Annotated in this window: 15 protein-coding genes; 6 read left to right on the plus strand and 9 right to left on the minus strand. The window is 57.1% G+C overall.

Features of this window, described 5'->3' with window-relative positions; translation table 11 throughout:
- Positions 1-17: 17 nt before the first annotated feature.
- From ald to M3A44_04265, 6 genes are all read right to left on the minus strand, one after another.
- Positions 18-1,130, minus strand: a complete 1,113-nt coding sequence (gene ald / locus M3A44_04240; protein ID MEQ6340867.1) for an alanine dehydrogenase — start codon at positions 1,128-1,130, stop codon at positions 18-20.
- 767 nt (positions 1,131-1,897) lie between these two features.
- Positions 1,898-4,090, minus strand: a complete 2,193-nt coding sequence (locus M3A44_04245; protein MEQ6340868.1) for a type IV pilus secretin PilQ — start codon at positions 4,088-4,090, stop codon at positions 1,898-1,900.
- Between the two features lie 22 nt (positions 4,091-4,112).
- Positions 4,113-4,646: a pilus assembly protein PilP gene (locus M3A44_04250; protein MEQ6340869.1), complete on the minus strand. Its 534-nt coding sequence runs from the start codon at positions 4,644-4,646 to the stop codon at positions 4,113-4,115.
- Positions 4,643-5,260 (minus strand): type 4a pilus biogenesis protein PilO, encoded by a 618-nt coding sequence (locus tag M3A44_04255; protein MEQ6340870.1) that lies wholly within the window; start codon positions 5,258-5,260, stop codon positions 4,643-4,645. The genes M3A44_04250 and M3A44_04255 overlap by 4 nt, the downstream gene beginning before the upstream one ends.
- Entirely contained in the window at positions 5,257-5,850 is a 594-nt protein-coding gene (locus tag M3A44_04260; protein ID MEQ6340871.1) for a PilN domain-containing protein, read from the minus strand. The genes M3A44_04255 and M3A44_04260 overlap by 4 nt, the downstream gene beginning before the upstream one ends.
- A 29-nt stretch (positions 5,851-5,879) precedes the next feature.
- Positions 5,880-6,947: a pilus assembly protein PilM gene (locus M3A44_04265; GenBank protein ID MEQ6340872.1), complete on the minus strand. Its 1,068-nt coding sequence runs from the start codon at positions 6,945-6,947 to the stop codon at positions 5,880-5,882.
- Between the two features lie 131 nt (positions 6,948-7,078).
- Here M3A44_04265 and M3A44_04270 point away from each other — a divergent pair, with 131 nt between their 5' ends.
- Both M3A44_04270 and M3A44_04275 read left to right on the plus strand, forming a co-directional pair.
- Positions 7,079-9,445 (plus strand): penicillin-binding protein 1A, encoded by a 2,367-nt coding sequence (locus tag M3A44_04270; GenBank protein ID MEQ6340873.1) that lies wholly within the window; start codon positions 7,079-7,081, stop codon positions 9,443-9,445.
- Entirely contained in the window at positions 9,445-10,059 is a 615-nt protein-coding gene (locus M3A44_04275) for a hypothetical protein (protein MEQ6340874.1), read from the plus strand. Before M3A44_04270 ends, M3A44_04275 begins: the two co-directional genes overlap by 1 nt.
- 58 nt (positions 10,060-10,117) lie before the next feature.
- Here M3A44_04275 and gatB read toward each other — a convergent pair whose 3' ends face one another.
- The 3 genes from gatB to gatC all read right to left on the minus strand — a co-directional run bounded on the left by gatB (position 10,118) and on the right by gatC (position 13,457).
- Positions 10,118-11,554, minus strand: a complete 1,437-nt coding sequence (gene gatB, locus M3A44_04280; protein ID MEQ6340875.1) for an Asp-tRNA(Asn)/Glu-tRNA(Gln) amidotransferase subunit GatB — start codon at positions 11,552-11,554, stop codon at positions 10,118-10,120.
- 107 nt (positions 11,555-11,661) lie between these two features.
- A complete protein-coding gene (gatA, locus tag M3A44_04285; GenBank protein MEQ6340876.1) occupies positions 11,662-13,116 on the minus strand; it encodes an Asp-tRNA(Asn)/Glu-tRNA(Gln) amidotransferase subunit GatA in 1,455 nt (484 codons plus the stop codon).
- 53 nt (positions 13,117-13,169) lie between these two features.
- Positions 13,170-13,457 (minus strand): Asp-tRNA(Asn)/Glu-tRNA(Gln) amidotransferase subunit GatC, encoded by a 288-nt coding sequence (gatC, locus tag M3A44_04290; GenBank protein ID MEQ6340877.1) that lies wholly within the window; start codon positions 13,455-13,457, stop codon positions 13,170-13,172.
- A gap of 156 nt (positions 13,458-13,613) precedes the next feature.
- Between gatC and M3A44_04295 the strand changes: the two genes are divergently transcribed.
- From M3A44_04295 to mrdA, 4 genes are all read left to right on the plus strand, one after another.
- A complete protein-coding gene (locus tag M3A44_04295) occupies positions 13,614-14,666 on the plus strand; it encodes a rod shape-determining protein (protein ID MEQ6340878.1) in 1,053 nt (350 codons plus the stop codon).
- A gap of 141 nt (positions 14,667-14,807) precedes the next feature.
- Positions 14,808-15,824 carry a rod shape-determining protein MreC gene (gene mreC, locus M3A44_04300; GenBank protein ID MEQ6340879.1) on the plus strand — a complete coding sequence of 339 codons (1,017 nt, stop codon included), beginning with the start codon at positions 14,808-14,810 and terminating at the stop codon, positions 15,822-15,824.
- Positions 15,825-15,832: 8 nt separating this feature from the next.
- Positions 15,833-16,315, plus strand: a complete 483-nt coding sequence (gene mreD, locus M3A44_04305) for a rod shape-determining protein MreD (GenBank protein ID MEQ6340880.1) — start codon at positions 15,833-15,835, stop codon at positions 16,313-16,315.
- A 34-nt stretch (positions 16,316-16,349) separates the two neighbouring features.
- Positions 16,350-18,332: a penicillin-binding protein 2 gene (mrdA, locus tag M3A44_04310; GenBank protein ID MEQ6340881.1), complete on the plus strand. Its 1,983-nt coding sequence runs from the start codon at positions 16,350-16,352 to the stop codon at positions 18,330-18,332.
- The last annotated feature ends 72 nt before the right edge of the window (positions 18,333-18,404 follow it).

An 18,404-nucleotide genomic window follows, 5' to 3' on the forward strand; every position in this document is an offset into this window, starting at 1 on the left:
AAGGTGTGGCGGCATTTTTACACTTTGAGTGCCGTCTCCACCTCTGTATAAGGCATCCCCAAGCTCTCCGCTACGCCACGACAGGTTAGTGCGCCAGCATGGGTATTGAGCCCCGCGCGCAAGGCTGCGTCGCCGCGTAAGGCGCTCAAGCCGATGTCCGCCAGCGCAATGATGTAAGGCAAAGTCTGATTGACCAGCGCAAACGTGCTGGTGCGCGGCACCGCACCCGGCATGTTGGCAACGCAGTAATGCACCACGCCGTCGACGATATACGTGGGATCATGATGGGTGGTGGGATGGGTGGTTTCCACGCAGCCGCCCTGGTCGACCGAGACATCCACAATCACACTGCCGGGGCGCATGCCCTGCAGCATGTCGCGCGTTACCAGCCACGGTGCGCGGTGGCCGGCGATCAGTACCGCGCCGATCACCAGGTCGGCATGGAACACGGCATCTTCGATATTTGTCTCGTTGCTGGTGCGGGTCTGCAGCCGTCCCATGAAAATGTCATCCAGATATTGCAGACGCTCGTGGCGCGTGTCGAGGATGGTTACCTGCGCACCCATGCCCACGGCGATTCTGGCCGCGTTGAGGCCCACCACGCCACCGCCCAGAATCGCCACCTGCCCCGGCGATACCCCCGGCACTCCGCCTAGCAGTACACCACGTCCGCCCATATGCTTCTCAAGGCAGATTGCACCCACCTGAGTAGCCATGCGTCCAGCCACTTCGCTCATCGGCGCAAGCAGGGGAAGATGACCGTTGGAGGTCGTCACGGTTTCATAGGCAATGCCGGTAACGCCTGACGCCAGCATGCGCTCGGTCAGCGTGCGATTGGCGGCCAGGTGCAGGCAGGTGAAAAGCGTGAGATCCTGGCGCAAAAAGGCGTATTCGGACGCAATCGGCTCCTTCACCTTCACAACCATCTGCGCTGACCACGCCGCCGCAGCGTTGGGCACAATTTCGCCACCCGCGGCATGATATTCGCCATCCATGATGCCGCTCCCCAAACCCGCGCCTCTTTGCACTAAAACGCGGTGACCGCGGCGGGAGAGTGTTTGCACCACGCCGGGCGTCATCCCAACCCGGTTTTCGTCGTCTTTGATCTCTTTGGGAAGGCCGATAAGCATGGGGAACTCCTTGTGAAATTTACGTATAGCCAGCAAAGTCGGCGCGCACCTCTAGATGCATCATGATGCAGCCCTTTGCGGCGGCTTCGAGAAAGACGCGGGCGACGCCGCCTGAACCAAAGAAAAACTATCCACGACAGCCAAAAAAATGCCGAGAGACTGATGGCAGTATAAGTCGCGGGCTTGGGATCATCCAGCGTGCTGATTGAACCGGCATATGCCGCGATTGCGACATAAGGATAAGAGCTTAGAAGCCGTCGCACAATAATTTCACCGTAATTTGCCCAGTACCAGCCGAAGCATGGTGATTCTGATCATGTTTTCAGCGGTTGCGGTGAGGATTTCAACACGCGGGTAGGTTACATGTCTGAAGTTGTATTTAATAAGGCGCTTAGGTGCGAACTGGGCGTTCTGCCTGGGGAGTTTCGGCGTAATCTGAATAGCGTATGAATCAGCGCTATATCGAGAGTAGTATTCGGGTCATATCTCGTGCTTGGCCATTTCTGCTTCTTTGGCAAAGGTGGTTATGGTGTTTTCTCATCGAGCATCAGCGCAATGGCTTTGGCGCTGCTCAGCAGTGCTGCGCTGTTCATCAGCAAAGGCGTGCGATGAGGTCGTCACGAGGCTTCGATCTCGACGCGTACCCGTCGCTGCGATATCCTCAACGCGTGAAGCGTGAGATGTGGCCTCATGATCCTCATTTAAATACACATAAAATATGTTGCGCCAATTATTCCCTGGCATGTTCTATATGGGTCAGCCTATGATCAACGCACGCTCACAGCATCATTCACAACCTTTGGCGTGACAAAGATCAACAGCTCGACCTTGTCGTCCACGTTTCCGGTATTTCTGAACAAGTAGCCAATACCGGGCAGCTCGCTGAGGAAGGGAATTCCGGTGACTTTCTTGCTGCGCACTGTCTCGTAAACCCCGCCCAGCACCACGGTTTCGCCATTGGCAATCAGAACTTGGGTACTGACTTCCTTTTTGTCGATACTGGGCACGCCATTGAGTATTTGCCCCACCGTGTCTTTGGTGACCAGCAGGTCCATAATGATATGATTATCCGGGGTGATTTGCGGCTTTACCTTGAGGCTAAGCAGCGCATCCTTGAACTCCACGGTCGATGTACCACCTATGCCGCCCGGGCGAATGTATGCGATTTGGGTACCCTGCTTGATGGTCGCCTCTTTGCGGTCGGCGGTAATGACTCGCGGGCTAGATACAACCTCGCCGCGCCCTTCGGCTTGCATGGCAGACAACTCCAGATCAAGCAGATAATCGGATCCCAGGATGGCGAGCGCCAGCCTGCCTGCCGAGGGATTGAGTACCGGGAAATTTACGTTTAACCGGTTTGGCAGAGACGGCATACCTACGGGGAAGGGCTGGCCGCTCGACTGCAGGTTTCCCAAGGCACTCGACACAACAGTGTCCGTACCGGCAGCGCTTCCCGAGGTGGTGATGACGCCGTTATTGCCATTGGCTTTCACCCCGCTGGCCCCGAAGCGTACGCCCAGATCCTTGCTGAAGGTGTCGTTGGCGATGACAACCCGTGCCTCAATCAGCACTTGGCGTATTGGCACATCCAGCTTGACAAGAAGCCTGCGGATTTCCGCCAGCTTGTCGGCGACATCCTGCACCAACAAGGCGTTGGTGCGTTCGTCGATGGTAACGTTGCCGCGATCTTTGGTAAGAAGTGAATTTTCTTTTGATTTCAGGATATTCGCAAGGTCTGCCGCCTTGGCGTAATTGATCTGAATCAGTTCGGAACGCAGGGGTTCCAGCTCCTCTATCTGTTTCTTGGATTCCAGCTCCTGTTTTTCACGCGCCGAAACTTCCTCGCTGGGCGCTACGAGAATCACATTGCCCGTTTGACGCATTGCCAGGCCCTTGCTTTTGAGTACGATATCCAACGCCTGGTCCCAAGGTACGTTTTGCAGCCGCAATGTCAGATTGCCGGTGACAGTATCGCTGGTGACCATATTCAGCTTGGTAAAGTCGGCGATAATTTGCAGGACTGCGCGCACCTCAATGTTCTGGAAGTTGAGCGAGAGTCTTTCACCTTTGTAGGTAGGCTGTTGCTTTTCCTTGATGTCTTGCTCTTCTTTGGAGATGCCTTTTACCTCGATGGTGAATCGTGTATCGGCTTGATAGGCAATGTGATCATAATTTCCCGCTGCGGAGATAACCATCCGCACGTTTCTGCCCTGCGCCGAAGTTTCGATATTTTGCACAGGCGTGGCGAAATCCGTTACATCAAGGCGTTGTTCAAGATTTGGCGGTAAACGCGTATTCGAAAAATCGACGATGATTTTTCCGCCCTCTTTACGCACGTCTACTACGGTGGCAGGGTCAGACAGGTTCGCTATTACGCGGCCTTCGCCTTTGGGGCCGCGCTGGAAATCAATCTTGCTTATGTCATGAGCTGGTGCTGAGGAGGTCGCTCCAGTGGCGCCCTGGGCGGCGTTTGCCATTGCCGGATTTGCGTTGTCTTCTTTTAATGTTACATAGAAGTTGCTGCCCTCAGTGCGGGTTTCATAAGGCGCCATCTTGACAAGGTTAAGTACCGCACGGGTACGTCCATTGACTTCAACGGTGTTGATGCTTTTGACCATGCCCAGTCCGACAGGCTGATTTTTTGGACTGATCTTGTTGGCAGTGTCAGGAAAATCAAAAGCTATGCGCGCCGGATTATCTGTGCTAAAGCTAAGCGGTTGCGTGACGGGAGAGGAAAGTGCGAATTTGATCTGCACCTGATTTCCCGGTAGCGATGAAAAGCTCACTGCGTTCATCGAAGTGGACGGTGCCGGACGTGTGTCGGCGGCAGTGGCGGCGCCATGGATCAAGAAAAGACCCATGAGGATATTCATTCCGGCGGTGCGGATAGATATCCTGGTGTGCCTCGGTGCGCCGATGGGTGTTTTGAAGGTATTAACCATTTTTGATTCCTGAATCATTTCTGTTACTCCCTGTAGGGGGTTATTCGGCCATTACCAGAGATGTTGAATTTTCCTGCCAACCCCCCATCCCGTCAGGCACTACTTCAATGAACTCGGTTTTGGTATCGGTGATCTGGGTGATTTTCCCGTTATTCTGGCCAATATAGTTGCCGCGCTTTACCCAATAAACATTCCCGTCGGAAGCCTTGATGATCACCCATCTTTCGCCGCCACGCTCCAGTGTCCCCGTCATTTTCAGCGCGTCTAGCGGAAATCCTTCAAGCGGCTCTTTGCGGCGTGTGCTATCAAGCTCGACGGCGGGAGCGCTGGAGGCGGCTCCTGGGACAGCTTTTGCCGATGTTGGGCCAAAGGGGTCGCGCCGGTCGTTTGCCTGGTACTCATAGGGAACGAATGGCTCGATTTTGGGCATCTTTTCTATGGGGCCTTTGTGCTTGGCCTTGACCTGCGCAACATATTGGCGCAAATCCTCGACATGATCGGTGCTGCATGCCGCCAACAAAAAGGCGGTCATTGTTAATGCAGCCGTGCGGTTGCGCAGCCTTGCGTAGCTCACTTCGATTCCTCCTCGAGGTAGCGATAGGTTTTTGCGGTTGCTTCCATAACCAATGAGCCCTTCAGATCTTTTTTGTCTTTGCTGTCTTTGTTTCCCGATAAGGGAGTTATGGATATGTCGTGCAGCGTGACGATACGAGGCAAGGCGGCGACCCCGCTCACGAAATCGCCAAATTCATTGTAGTTTCCCGCTACCCTGATTTTTATCGGCAATTCCGCATAAAACTCAACGGGGGATTCCTGTTCTGGCTTGAAAAGATCAAATTGCAGTCCGCTATTGATCCCTTTCTGTGATACGTCGTCTATCAGACCTTCCACCTCTGTTTTTCCGGGCAACTGGCGCAGCATGGTGCCGAAGGATTTTTTGATGTCCACCAGTTGCTTCCGGTAAACATCAAGATTGGCGGCCTTGTTTTGTTTTTGCTCGAAGACACTTTTTAATTCCTTTTCTTTTTCCTCGGCTTGTCCCAGCACTTTGATCTGTTCCTGCGTATCAAACCAAAAGCCAGCGGCAAGCACGACGACGCACACAATCGCTATCGCCGCCACCTTGGTGGGCAGGGGCCACTTGCCAACATTGTTGAAGTCCAGTTGACTCAAGTCGGAGATTTTCATTTCTTTTTGTTCTCCTTGTCTTTTTTGTCCTTTTCTTCTTTGTCACCCTCATTACTGCCGGTCTGCTTGACGTGAAGAGTGAACTGATTGTTGTAGCGCGTTTCTTTGGTTTTTTCGGCGGTCTTGTCAGGTGACTTGTTGATGGATTGGATGACTTCCAGCCAAGGGGACTCAAACCAGTCGGATGCCTCAAGGTTGCGCATAAAGGAAGAGACGTCGCCGTTTGATTCCGCCACGCCATTTAAAACGAGATCTCCTTTCTCCTGTTTCATACCTGTCAAATAAACTCCCGCAGGCAACGTCTTTTCGATTTCATCAAAGATGTGGACAATTTGAGAGCGCCGGGCTTGTAATTGTTGAATGACATTCATGCGAGCAAGAAGATTGTTTTTTTCTGTCTCCAGATTTTTTATTTCTTTGATCTGATTGTCGATACGCACCGTTTCTTCCTCCAGGAATGTGTTCCTGGAGTTTTGATTGTCAATCATGCCGGACATATGTATGTGGGCGTAAAAAATCACCAGCCCCATCAGCAGTACTGCGCCAATTCCAATCGAGATGAATTGCCGTTTGCTTTCCTTGCGCGCCATTTCGCGCCAAGGCAGTAGATTTATGCGGGTCATTGGTCAAAGCTCCTCATTGCAAGACCGCAGGCGATCATCAGCGCCGGTGCGTCACTGCTGAGCGCCTGAGCATTGACCTTTGAGGCTAATGTCATGTTTATGAATGGATTGGCGACGGAGGTAGTGGTGCCTATCTTGTCCTCGATCATCTCATCCAATCCGGGTATCGCCGCGCAGCCGCCAGCGAGCACCACGTGATCCACGCTGTTGTAATGGCTGGAAGAAAAGAAGAACTGCAAGGAACGGCTGACCTGTTGCACCATGGCTTCCTTGAATGGCGTCAGAACATCGGGAATATAGTCGTCAGGCAATCCGCCCTGCTTCTTCGCAAGGCCGGCTTCTTCGTAGGACAGGCCGTAACGTTGCTGAATCTCGTCAGTCAGTTGTTTGCCGCCGAACACCTGCTCCCGTGTATAGATAATTCTGGCGTTGTATAGCACGGTAAGGGTGGTCATGGTGGCGCCCACGTCAACCACGGCAATGGTTTTGCCAATCCCGGCATCGGGAAGCTGTTGTCCGAGCAGGGCAATCGCTGCTTCCAGGGCGTAGGATTCTATATCCACCACCTTGGTTGTAAGCCCACCCAGTTCGGCTGCCGTCACGCGCACTTCAACATTTTCGCTGCGCGATGCGGCAAGCAACACATCCACGGTGTCGGGTTTTTTCTCCGAGGGACCCAGCACTACGAAGTCGAGATTGACCTCTTCCAGCGGGTAGGGGATGTACTGGTCGGCCTCCACCTCGATTTGGCTGGCAATCTCGTCCTCCGAGAGGGAGGCGGGCATGGAGATGATTTTTGTGATCACCGCCGAACCGGCAACCGCGATAGCCACGTTTTTGCAGCGGACTCCCGCGCGTTTGACCACGCGACTGATGGCGGCGCCGACAGCTTCGACATCGGCAACGCTTTTTTCAACTACGGCATTGGGTGGCAAGGGTACAACCGCGTAGCTTTCGACGCGATAGCGCGTGCCACTTTGGCTTAACTCCAGTACCTTGACCGATGTAGAGCTGATATCGAGCCCGAGTAGGGTTGGCGATTTTCTTCCGGGAAATTTCAGCATTTCCGTGTTTAATCCCTGAAATTACGAGTAAAGTTACAAGGGGTGTTGGTCTAACACCGTTAAAGGCTTTATAATTACGCCTCATCCTCTTACATGCCTTATCGGCACCCGATTTCCCTTCCTTGAGTTCAATGAACGATTTCTTTAAAAAATTGCGTATCGTGTTACTGGTGTTGTTGGGCCTGTTTGCCGTGAGCGGTCTGGCTGCCGGAGGAATCTACTCCTACCTTGCGCCCAAGCTCCCCTCCACCGAGCACCTCAAGGATGTGCGCCTGCAAGTGCCACTGCGGGTGTATACCCATGACGGCAAACTGATCGGCGAGTTTGGCGAGATGAAACGTATCCCGCTGAAATATGCCGAGGTGCCTGACCTCATGGTCAAGGCCGTGCTGGCGGCGGAGGATGACCGCTACTTCCAGCACCACGGTGTTGATTACCAGGGGCTGCTGCGTGCCTCGTGGTATCTGCTCACCACCGGTGAAAAAGGGCAGGGCGGCAGTACCATCACCATGCAGGTGGCGCGCAACTTCTTCCTAAGCTCGGAAAAGACCTATTCGCGCAAAATCAGTGAAATAATGCTGGCGATGAAGATTGACCGTGAGCTGACCAAGGAAGAAATTCTTGAGCTTTATCTGAACAAAATCTATCTGGGCAATCGTGCCTACGGCCTTGGCGCCGCCGCGCAGGTCTATTACGGCACGGATCTCAAGCACCTCAGCGTGGCGCAGATGGCGATGCTCGCCGGCTTGCCCAAGGCGCCTTCTCGATTCAATCCTATCATCGCCCCGGCTCGTGCTTTGGAGCGGAGGAACTACGTGCTACGGCGCTTGCACGAGTTGGGCAACATTACTGATGACGTATTTCAAGCATCTCTCGCCGAGCCGGACCGGTCGTTTTTGCACGCGTTGATACCTGAAGTTGAGGCGCCGGATATCGCTGAAATGGCGCGTGCTGTGGTGGTTGAACGCTATGGCGAGGCAGCATACACCTCCGGCATGAGGGTTTACACCACGCTGGACTCCCGCCTTCAGCGTGCTGCGACTACGGCGTTGCGCAGCGCCGTGCTGGCCTATGATGGGCGGCATGGTTATCGTGGGCCAGAGCGCCACGTTAATTTAAGTGCATCGGCGGGGCCGCAGGAGTGGCGCAAGGCGCTGGAGGGTTTGTCGACCATGGGTGGCTTGCCGCCAGGCGTGGTGATCGGCGTGCAACCGCAAGCTATTTCGGTCGCACTGGCCGATGGCAGCAAGGTTCAGATACCTTGGGCTGGTTTGTCTTGGGCGCAGGGTTACCGTGCTTCGCCCCGGGCTGTGGCAGCGTCAGCCGGCAGCGCGGCGATGTTCCGTACAGGTGATGTGGTGCGCCTGCAATCCGTGCAGGGCGGTCAATGGCGGTTGGCGCAGCTCCCCAAGGTTGAAGGGGCGATGGTTGCGATCAAGCCGGATGATGGCGCGATAGTCTCTCTGGCGGGTGGCTTTGATTTCGCCCGAAGCAAATTCAACCGCGTCACGCAAGCCTCTCGTCAGCCCGGCTCCAGCTTTAAACCGTTCCTCTACTCTGCCGCGCTGGAGCATGGCTACACCCCCGCCAGCCTGATCAATGACGCCCCGCTGATGTTTGGTGATGCCACTGATCCCAATGCCTGGCGCCCGCAAAACTATAACGAGGAATTTCTCGGCCCCATGCGCTTGCGCGAGGCGCTGGTGCTCTCACGCAACCTGGTCTCGATACGCTTGCTACAGGCGGTGGGCCTTGAAACCGCGCTCAATCATGTTTCCCGTTTCGGCTTTCAGACCCAGAACTGGCCGCGCAACCTGTCGCTGGCGCTGGGCAGCATGAGCGTCACGCCGCTCGACCTGGCCCGTGCCTACACCGTATTTGCCAATGGCGGTTACCGCGTGCAGCCATACTACATCGAACGCATCGAGGACATAAATGGCGCGGTATTGATGCAGGCCAAGCCCGCCAGGGTGTGTCCCACCTGCACGGATGCCACTGCCGCGCCACGTGTCATTTCAGCGCAGAATGTCTACCTCATGACCTCTATGATGCAAGACGTGATCCGTCGCGGCACCGCCAAGCGCGCGATGCAGCTTGGCCGTCAGGATCTGGCGGGCAAGACCGGCACTACCAACGAACAACGCGATACGTGGTTCGCCGGATATAATCCCGGCATCGTGGCGGTTAGCTGGTTGGGATTCGATACCCCCACGCCGATGGGCGCACAAGAAACAGGTGGCTCTGCCGCGTTGCCGATGTGGATGAGCTTCATGACGGTGGCGCTTAATGGTGTGCCGGAACGTCCTATCGAACAGCCTCCCGGCCTGGTGTCGGTGCGCATCAATCCCGCCACGGGATTGCTTGCCGGCGCGAACGATCCGAACGCGATTTTTGAGACTTTCCCTGAAAATGCTGTGCCCGCCGAGGGTGAAGCCCAACCTGCGGTACTTGATGGCGGTGCGGAAGGCGGCGCAGCCGCGCCTGAGCAATTGTTCTGATGATTTCTCGCGCCAGCAGCGCCACCGATAAGCGCATGCGCCAGCGTCTCGCCATGGAAGCCGCGCGCATCATGGCCGAAGAAGGTGTCGACGATTACGGCGCGGCCAAGCGCAAGGCGGCCACCCGCCTCGGCGCCGCCGACACGCGTAACCTGCCGCGCAATGACGAGATCGAGCAGGCGCTGGAGGAGTACTTGCGTCTATTCAAGTCCGATACGCAGCCCGCCAAACTCAAGCAGTTGCGCCAAACCGCTGTGCAGGCGATGCGCTTTGTGGAGCAATTCAATCCGCGCCTCGTCGGCCCGGTGTTGCACGGTACCGCCGCCGAACATAGCGGCGTCAATCTGCATGTGTTCACGGATGTCCCCGAGGAAGTGGGATTATTTCTGGGCCACAAACACATCCCCCATGAGCTGGCGGACAAGCACCTGACCTTGATGGATGGCAGCCCGGCCAGTTATCCCATCTACCGTTTTGTGGCCCAGGATGTAGCGATTGAGCTGGTGGTGTTCCCCGTGGACGGCATTCGCCAGGCACCGCGCAGCCCAACCGATGGGCGCCCGATACGGCGCGCGGCTGTCACGGCGGTAGAGAAGTTGCTGGCAGGGTCTTGAGTGCCCCTGATGGAAAAGGATGACCGCGTGCCGACGCTTACCGGCACGCGGTGCTTGCTCAGGAAGAAAGCTTTTTCTTTAGCAGATCATTAAGTAGCGCCGGGTTGGCCTTGCCTTGGGTGGCTTTCATTACCTGGCCGACGAAGAAGCCAAACAGCTTTTCCTGGCCGCTGCGGTATTGTTCAAGCTGCTTGGGATTGCCCGCGATCACCGCGTCGATGGCCTGCTCGATGGCGCCGGTGTCGGTGACCTGCTTGAGTCCCTTCTTCTCGATGATGGCATCGGCATCGCCCTCGCCATTCCACATCGCTTCGAACACTTCCTTGGCGATTTTGCCGGAGATGGTGTCGTCGGCGATACGCTGGATCATGCCGCCTAGCATTTGCGCGGTGACGGGGCTGTTGGCGATTTCCAGATTTGCCTTGTTGAGGGAGGCGGAGAGGTCGCCCATTACCCAATTGGCGGATTGCTTGGCCTCGCCATCAGAGGCTTTCTCGACCGCCTCGAAAAAATCCGCCAGTTCGCGGCTGGCTGTGAGGACGCTGGCGTCATAGGGCGTCAGCCCGTATTCATAAACGAAACGTTCACGCTTTTCGTCCGGCAGCTCGGGCAAGGTACGGCGCACCTCTGCGATGAATGCATCATCCACATCCAGAGGCAGCAGGTCGGGATCGGGAAAATAGCGGTAATCGAAGGCCTCTTCCTTGCTGCGCATGGAGCGGGTTTCGTCCTTGTCGGCATCGTACAGGCGGGTCTCCTGAACTACTGTGCCGCCGCTTTCGAGCAGCTCGATCTGCCGCTCCACTTCGTAATTGATGGCCTTTTCCACGAATCGGAAGGAGTTGATGTTCTTGATCTCGGCGCGGGTGCCGAATTTTTCACGCCCCTTGGGACGCACCGACACGTTGGCGTCACAGCGGAACGAGCCTTCCTGCATATTGCCGTCGCAGATTTCCAGGTAGCGTACCAGCGAGTGGATCTTTTTCATGTAGGCCACGGCCTCTTTGGCCGAACGCATATCCGGCTCGGAGACAATCTCCAGCAGTGGTGTGCCGGCGCGGTTGAGGTCAATGCCGGTCAGGCCGTGAAAGTCTTCGTGCAGCGACTTGCCGGCGTCTTCTTCCAGGTGGGCGCGGGTGATGCCGATGGTTTTGGTGACGCCATCGTCGAGTTCAATTTGAATCGAGCCCTGGCCGACGATAGGCAGCTCGTATTGACTGATTTGATAGCCCTTGGGCAGGTCGGGATAGAAATAATTCTTGCGTGCGAACACCGAGCGCGGCGCTATTTTGGCGCCGGTCGCCAGACCGAATTTGACCGCCATGCGCGTCACTTCACCGTTCAACACCGGCAGCACGCCGGGCAAGCCCAAATCCACCGCGCAGGCCTGCGTATTGGGCGCCGCGCCATAGGCGGTGGCGGCGCCGGAGAAAATCTTGGTCTTGGTGGCAAGCTGGGCGTGGATCTCAAGACCGATGACTACTTCCCATTCCATTCTCATTCCTCAATGTAATCTCAGCACAGGCTGGACTGAGCGATTGCGAAGTCCAGCATTTTACGAAACAGCGTTGGGCTTCATGCCTCAGCCCAACCTTCATATTTTTATTCAAACCCCTGTGGCACGCGACCGTGCCAGTCCGTCGCCTGCTGATATTTATGCGCGACGTTGAGCAGGCGTGCCTCGGCGAAATAATTGCCGATGAGCTGCAAGCCCACCGGGCGCTTGCCGACAAATCCCGCCGGGATGGACATGCCGGGTAGGCCGGCGAGGTTGACGGCGATGGTATAGATGTCTGACAGATACATGGTGACCGGATCGGCGACCTTTTCGCCGATATTAAACGCCACCGTCGGCGAGGTGGGGCCCATGATCACGTCCACCTGCTTGAAGGCCTGTATGAAGTCATCGCTGATCAGGCGCCGCAACTGCTGGGCTTTGATGTAGTAAGCATCGTAGTAACCGGCGGATAGCGCGTAGGTGCCGATCATGATGCGGCGTTTGACCTCGGGGCCAAAGCCTTCGCCACGCGAGCGTTTGTAGAGATCGAGCAGGTCATGCGGATTTTCGCAACGGTAGCCGAAGCGCACGCCGTCGAAACGCGACAGATTAGACGAGCATTCGGCGGGCGCGACCACATAATAGGTAGGCACGGCAAGCTGGGTATTGGGCAGGCTGATCTCCACCACCTCCGCGCCCAGCGCGCGGTATTGCTTGATGGCGTTGTCAATCACTTGCGCGACCTGAGCATCAAGACCTTCGCCGAAATACTCTTTGGGCAGGCCGATTTTCAAGCCCTGTATCGAGTCATTGAGCGTGGCGCGATAGTCCGGCACCGGCATGTCCACGCTGGTGGAATCACGCTCGTCGAATCCGGCCATTGCCTCGAGCACCAGCGCGCAATCCTCGGCGGTGCGCGCCATCGGCCCGCCCTGATCGAGACTGGAGGCAAATGCGATCATGCCGTAACGCGACACCCGCCCATAGGTGGGCTTGATTCCGGTGATGCCGCACAGCGCGGCGGGCTGACGGATCGAGCCACCGGTGTCGGTGCCAGTGGCTACCGGCGCCAGGCGCGCCGCGACCGCTGCGGCAGAGCCACCGCTGGAGCCACCGGGCACAGCGGCGGTATCCCACGGATTCTTCACTGGACCGTAGAAGCTCGTCTCGTTGCTTGATCCCATGGCGAACTCATCCATATTGGCCTTACCCACCATCACCATGCCCGCGTCTTTCAGCTTGATAACGGTGGTAGCGTCGTAGGGGGCAATGAAGTTGTCCAGCATCCTGGAACCACAACTGGTCTTGACACCCTTGGTACAGAAGATGTCCTTCTGCACGAGCGGAATGCCGGTGAGCGGCCCGGCAGTACCGGCCTTCAGTCGTGCGTCGGCGACACGCGCCTCGGCAAGGGCCTGTTCGGCGGTCACGGTGACGAGGGCGTTAAGCTGTGGGTTGAACTGCTCGATGCGCGCAAGAAAGGCGCGCGTCAGATCTTCACTGGAATATTTACCTGCATGCAGGTCGGCGGATAATTCGGCGATGGTTTTATTGTGCAACATAACTTTCCAATTCAGGGTGGCGGATTACGGCTATGACCTGTAACCATTTGTTATTCAATCACCTTAGGCACCAGATACAGCCCCGCTTCGACCTGTGGCGCGATGGACTGGAACAGTTCGCGCTGGTTGGTTTCGGTGACGATGTCGGGGCGCAGGCGCTGGCTGGCGGCCAGCGGGTGCGCCATGGGTTCGACGCCGGCGGTGTCTATGGCGCTCATTTGCTCAACGAAGCTGAGGATGTTCGTCAAATTATTGGCGTAGTGTGGGATGTCCGCCTCGTTGATTTCCAGCCGCGCCAAGTGCGCGATTTTTTCTACGTCGGATTTGTTCAGGGCCATAAAAACTTTCTCCGCATTGCGGTTCTACAGTGTAAGTGCGAAACTTACCACACTTACCGGCTTGCTCAAAACCCTCCCGGTTGATAAATTATGGCGTTATTGTTGCATGTATCTCGCCAGCCTCTCTTCAACTCCATCATGGAATGAACCATACCTATGTTTAAGCGCCTACGCGGACTGTTCTCCAGCGACCTTTCGATAGACCTTGGAACCGCTAACACTCTCATTTATGTGCGCGGCCAGGGAATCGTATTAAACGAGCCTTCAGTGGTTGCGATTCGTCAGGATCGCGGGCCGGGCAGCCCCAAGACTATCGCTGCGGTCGGCGCCGAGGCCAAATTGATGATTGGCCGCACGCCGGGCAACATTACCGCCATTCGCCCTTTGAAGGACGGTGTGATCGCCGACTTCACGGTGACTGAAAAGATGTTGCAGCATTTTATCCACAAGGTGCATGAGGCCCGCTTCTTCCGTCCTAGCCCGCGCGTGCTGATCTGCGTGCCGTGCGGCTCGACCCAGGTGGAGCGGCGCGCCATCAAGGAATCCGCCGCCGGTGCGGGTGCGCGCGAGGTTTATCTCATCGAAGAGCCGATGGCGGCCGCGATTGGTGCGGGCATGCCGGTGGGTGAGGCGAGCGGTTCGATGGTGCTGGATATCGGCGGCGGCACCACCGAGGTGGCCATCATATCTCTCAACGGCATTGTCTATGCGGCCTCGGTGCGCATCGGCGGCGACCGGCTGGATGACGCGATTATCAACTACGTGCGCCGCAACTACGGTACTTTGATCGGCGAATCCACCGCGGAGCGCATCAAGATCGAGATCGGTTCCGCCTATCCAGGTAAGGAGATCCGCGAGATAGAGGTCAAGGGGCGCAATCTTTCCGAAGGTGTGCCGCGCAGCTTTACGCTCAACAGCAACGAGATCCTGGAAGCATTGCAGGAGCCGTTGGCGGGTATCGTCGGCGCAGTGCGTACCGCGCTGGAGCAGACACCGCCGGATCTGGGCTCAGACATTGCCGAGCGCGGCATGGTGCTCACCGGCGGCGGGGCGCTGCTGCGTGATCTGGATCGTCTGTTGATGGAAGAAACCGGCCTGCCGGTGGTGATTGCCGAAGATCCGCTGACCTGCGTCGCACGTGGCGGCGGACGCGCGCTGGAGATGATCGACGAAGGTGGCGGCATGGATGTGTTTGCATCGGAACAATAAGGCGTAGGGGTTGTCCCCGGAGTTGCCCGGACAGGGCATCCACACAGGGGGCTTCCCTGCGAGCCATTACCTGACAAGAGGCACGCCATAAAACCCTTATTTTTACGAGGCCCCTCTCTAGCCACCCGTCTGGTTGTGTTTGTGTTTGCCTCGCTGATCATGATGACGGTGGATCACCGCCAGAATTATCTGGAAAGTGTGCGGACGGCATTGTCGGCGGTGATTTATCCGCTCTACTATGTCGTCAACCTACCGGTGTCTGCGGGGGGATGGTTGCAGGACAACTTTACCACGCGCAAATCCCTGATGGCGGAAAATACCCGCCTGCACGCACAAGACCTCCTGCTCAAGGCGCAGGTGCAGAAGATGGCGGCGCTGGAGATGGAAAACATGCGCCTTCGCGAACTGCTGGGCGCCTCCCCCAAGGTGAGCGAACATGTGCTGGCAGCGGAGTTGCTGGCGGTGGATATTGACCCATACGCACGCAAGGTTGTGATCGACAAGGGTAGCCGCGATGGTGTCTATGAGGGGCAGCCGTTGATAGACGCCCGTGGCGTGATGGGGCAGGTCATTAAAGTTGGCCCGCTGTCCAGCACCGCTATGCTGATTACCGACACCACCCACGCCCTGCCGGTGATGGTTACGCGTACCGGCCTGCGCACCATAGCAGCCGGTATGGGTGCGGCAGGGTTGCTCGATTTGCAGAATCTGCCCAGCAATACCGATATCAAGCGGGGCGATTTACTTGTTACCTCTGGCCTGGATGGGCGTTTCCCGCCCAATTATCCGGTCGCGACGGTCACACTCGTGAAACAACAGCAGGGACAGTATTTTATCCAGGTGAGGGCCATGCCCAGCGCGCGTCTCGAACATAACCGGGAGGTATTGCTGGTGTGGCCACAGGCCGGGGGGCAGACGCCAGGGGGGGCGGTTGTTCAGAAACCGGTGGGCGCTGAACAGGAAAAACAGCCCCAAGCCACGCCCACACCCTCTGCGGCGCAAATCACGCCAGCCAAACCGGAGACGCCGGCAGGGGCAATTATTAAACCTGCTCCTGCTGTTTCACCTCCTGCGGCGGTGGCGCCTGCACCAACAGCGCCGCTCCCAAAACCAGCGGCACCCGTATCCCCGCAATCGCCCTCGGACATCATTGAGTGATCGGCACCATGGATCGAACACAATCCCCCGTCAACGGCTGGTTCATTTTAATGACCCTGTTCGCCGCCTTTGCCCTGACCATCATTCCCTTGCCGACAGAAATCGAGGCGTTTCGTCCCGAATGGGTGGCGCTGGCGGTCACTTATTGGTGTTTGGCGCAACCCCAGCGCGTCGGCGTGGGTGTGGCCTGGTTGCTGGGAATGATGCTCGATGCCGTGCAGGGGGTGCTGCTCGGCCAGCATGCGCTGGGCATGACACTTATTGCCTATTTCGTTGTCAAATTCCATCAACGCATACGTGCCTACCCACTCTGGCAGCAACTCCTGATCGTGCTGATGCTGATTGTCCTATACAAATTACTGACGCTGTGGATTATGGGCATCCTCGGGCGGTCGCCAGACACCTGGCTGTACTGGTCGTCGGCATTGAGCAGCATGCTGTTGTGGCCCTTGCTGTCCTCCATCCTGCGCAGCCGCAGCGAGACATCGTAGAAATGCAGGGGCGCCTTCCCTGCATGATTTTCATATGACCAAGACCCACCTTAAAGATTATTTCCACGAAAGCGAGATGTTCAATACTCGCGTGATCGTGGCTATCGTTGTCATTCTGGTGTTGACGGGGGTGGTCATCGCGCGGCTGGTTTTTCTCCAGATCATAAATCACGCGCATTACACCACGCTATCGCAGGAGAACCGCGTCACTCTTGTGCCTATCCCTCCGCCGCGCGGCATCATCTATGATCGCAACGGCATTGTGCTGGCACAAAACTCACCCTCCTTCAGCCTGGAAATCACCCCGGACGAAGCTGGCGATATGGAGACCACGCTGCGCGAATTGGGTGAGCTGGTCGCACTCAGCGAACGCGACCTCAAGCGCTTTCGCCGGGAGATCGCCCAGAAACGCCGTTTCGAGGCCGCCCCGTTGCGCTTTAATCTGACCGAGGAAGAAATGGCGCGCCTGGCCGTCAACCGTTACCGCTTTCCGGGCGTGGAGGTGGTGGCGCGTATGACGCGCGAGTACCCGCTGGGCAGTCTTGCCGTGCATGCCATCGGCTATGTGGGGCGCATCAACGAGGCTGAACTGAAAAATCTCGACACCAATTACAGCGGCACCACGCACATGGGCAAGCTGGGTGTTGAAAAGACCTACGAGGATATACTGCACGGCACCGTCGGCGTTGAGCAGGTCGAGACCACCGCACGGGGGCGCGCCCTGCGTGTGCTGGGGCGCACCCCACCCACCGCGGGCAAGAATCTTTATTTGACGATAGATATCAGGCTCCAGGCGGCGATTGAGGGCGTACTTGGCGACCGGCGCGGCGCTGTGGTGGCGATCGAACCCAAAACCGGCGAGGTGCTGGCCTTTGCCAGTACGCCGGGCTATGACCCCAACCTGTTCGTCAACGGCATTTCCTCGGAGGATTACAAGGCCCTGCAAACCTCGCTGGACAAGCCCATGATCAACCGCGCCCTGCAGGGCCAATATCCACCCGGCTCCACGGTCAAGCCTTTTTATGCCTTGGCGGGCCTGGAATACAATAAGGTGTCGGCCGATGACACGGTTACTTGTCGCGGCCATTTTCAGCTTCCGGGCGTCGCCCACCAATACCGCGACTGGAAAAAAGAGGGGCATGGCGTTATCAATCTCGAACATGCCGTCGAGCAGTCCTGCGACGTGTATTTCTATACGCTGGCACTCAAGCTGGGCATAGACAATATGGCCGAGTTCATGACACGTTTTGGCCTGGGCCACAAAACCGGCATCGACCTCCCCGGCGAGATGGCGGGTGCAATGCCTTCGTCGGCCTGGAAGCGCAAAAGATATAATCAGCCTTGGTATGGCGGTGAAACCCTGATTGCGGGTATCGGACAGGGTTATGTGCTGACCACCCCCTTGCAACTGGCAACAATCACCGCCACGATGGCCAATCAGGGCGTGCAAATGAAGCCGCATATGCTGCATGCGATTCAAGAACCCGGCAGTGCCACCATCACCGAGCAAAAGCCGCAGATGAACGTGCGGGTGCCTGTGGTCAACGAGGAAAACTGGCGCACCGCCGTCAACGCCATGGTGAGCGTTGTGCATGGAGCACGCGGCACGGCTTATGCCAGTATAGGGCGTACCGCCACCTATAAAATTGCCGGCAAAACGGGTACGGCACAGGTGGCAGGGATTAAACAGGGCGCAAAATACAACGAAAGCCAAACCCCGGAGCGATTGCGCGACCACGCACTGTTCGTGGCCTTCGCCCCCGCCGAAGCCCCGCAGATCGCCATGGGCGTGATCGTGGAAAACGGTGGGCACGGCAGCAGCACGGCAGCGCCGGTGGCACGCATAGCGATGGACTATTACCTGAAGGATTTGCTCGGCATGGAATCGGCAGCCAAGGCTCCAGAGGCCGAGACCAAGCCTGGTGGTGTTGCTCCCGTTGATGGGGCAAAAAAGATCGGACCAACGTCTTCTCCCGCCGCACCGGAGGCCTCTCAGGGGATTACTCAAGATGAGTGAAGTTGGAATGCCCACACAGGAACTTACAGCTTGGACGTGGAGCTCGCTTACTATGCCTGACCCCCGACGCCT

Source organism: Gammaproteobacteria bacterium (assembly GCA_040183005.1).
Taxonomy (GTDB): domain Bacteria; phylum Pseudomonadota; class Gammaproteobacteria.

Excerpts from the sequence above, each read along its gene's own strand:
- ald (MEQ6340867.1), bottom strand. The coding sequence starts at position 1,130 with ATGCTTATCGGCCTTCCCAAAGAGATCAAAGACGACGAAAACCGGGTT.
- M3A44_04245 (MEQ6340868.1), bottom strand. The coding sequence starts at position 4,090 with ATGATTCAGGAATCAAAAATGGTTAATACCTTCAAAACACCCATCGGC.
- M3A44_04255 (MEQ6340870.1), bottom strand. The coding sequence starts at position 5,260 with ATGAAAATCTCCGACTTGAGTCAACTGGACTTCAACAATGTTGGCAAG.
- M3A44_04260 (MEQ6340871.1), bottom strand. The coding sequence starts at position 5,850 with ATGGCGCGCAAGGAAAGCAAACGGCAATTCATCTCGATTGGAATTGGC.
- M3A44_04265 (MEQ6340872.1), bottom strand. The coding sequence starts at position 6,947 with ATGCTGAAATTTCCCGGAAGAAAATCGCCAACCCTACTCGGGCTCGAT.
- M3A44_04270 (MEQ6340873.1), top strand. The coding sequence starts at position 7,079 with ATGAACGATTTCTTTAAAAAATTGCGTATCGTGTTACTGGTGTTGTTG.
- M3A44_04275 (MEQ6340874.1), top strand. The coding sequence starts at position 9,445 with ATGATTTCTCGCGCCAGCAGCGCCACCGATAAGCGCATGCGCCAGCGT.
- gatB (MEQ6340875.1), bottom strand. The coding sequence starts at position 11,554 with ATGGAATGGGAAGTAGTCATCGGTCTTGAGATCCACGCCCAGCTTGCC.
- gatC (MEQ6340877.1), bottom strand. The coding sequence starts at position 13,457 with ATGGCCCTGAACAAATCCGACGTAGAAAAAATCGCGCACTTGGCGCGG.
- M3A44_04295 (MEQ6340878.1), top strand. The coding sequence starts at position 13,614 with ATGTTTAAGCGCCTACGCGGACTGTTCTCCAGCGACCTTTCGATAGAC.
- mreD (MEQ6340880.1), top strand. The coding sequence starts at position 15,833 with ATGGATCGAACACAATCCCCCGTCAACGGCTGGTTCATTTTAATGACC.
- mrdA (MEQ6340881.1), top strand. The coding sequence starts at position 16,350 with ATGACCAAGACCCACCTTAAAGATTATTTCCACGAAAGCGAGATGTTC.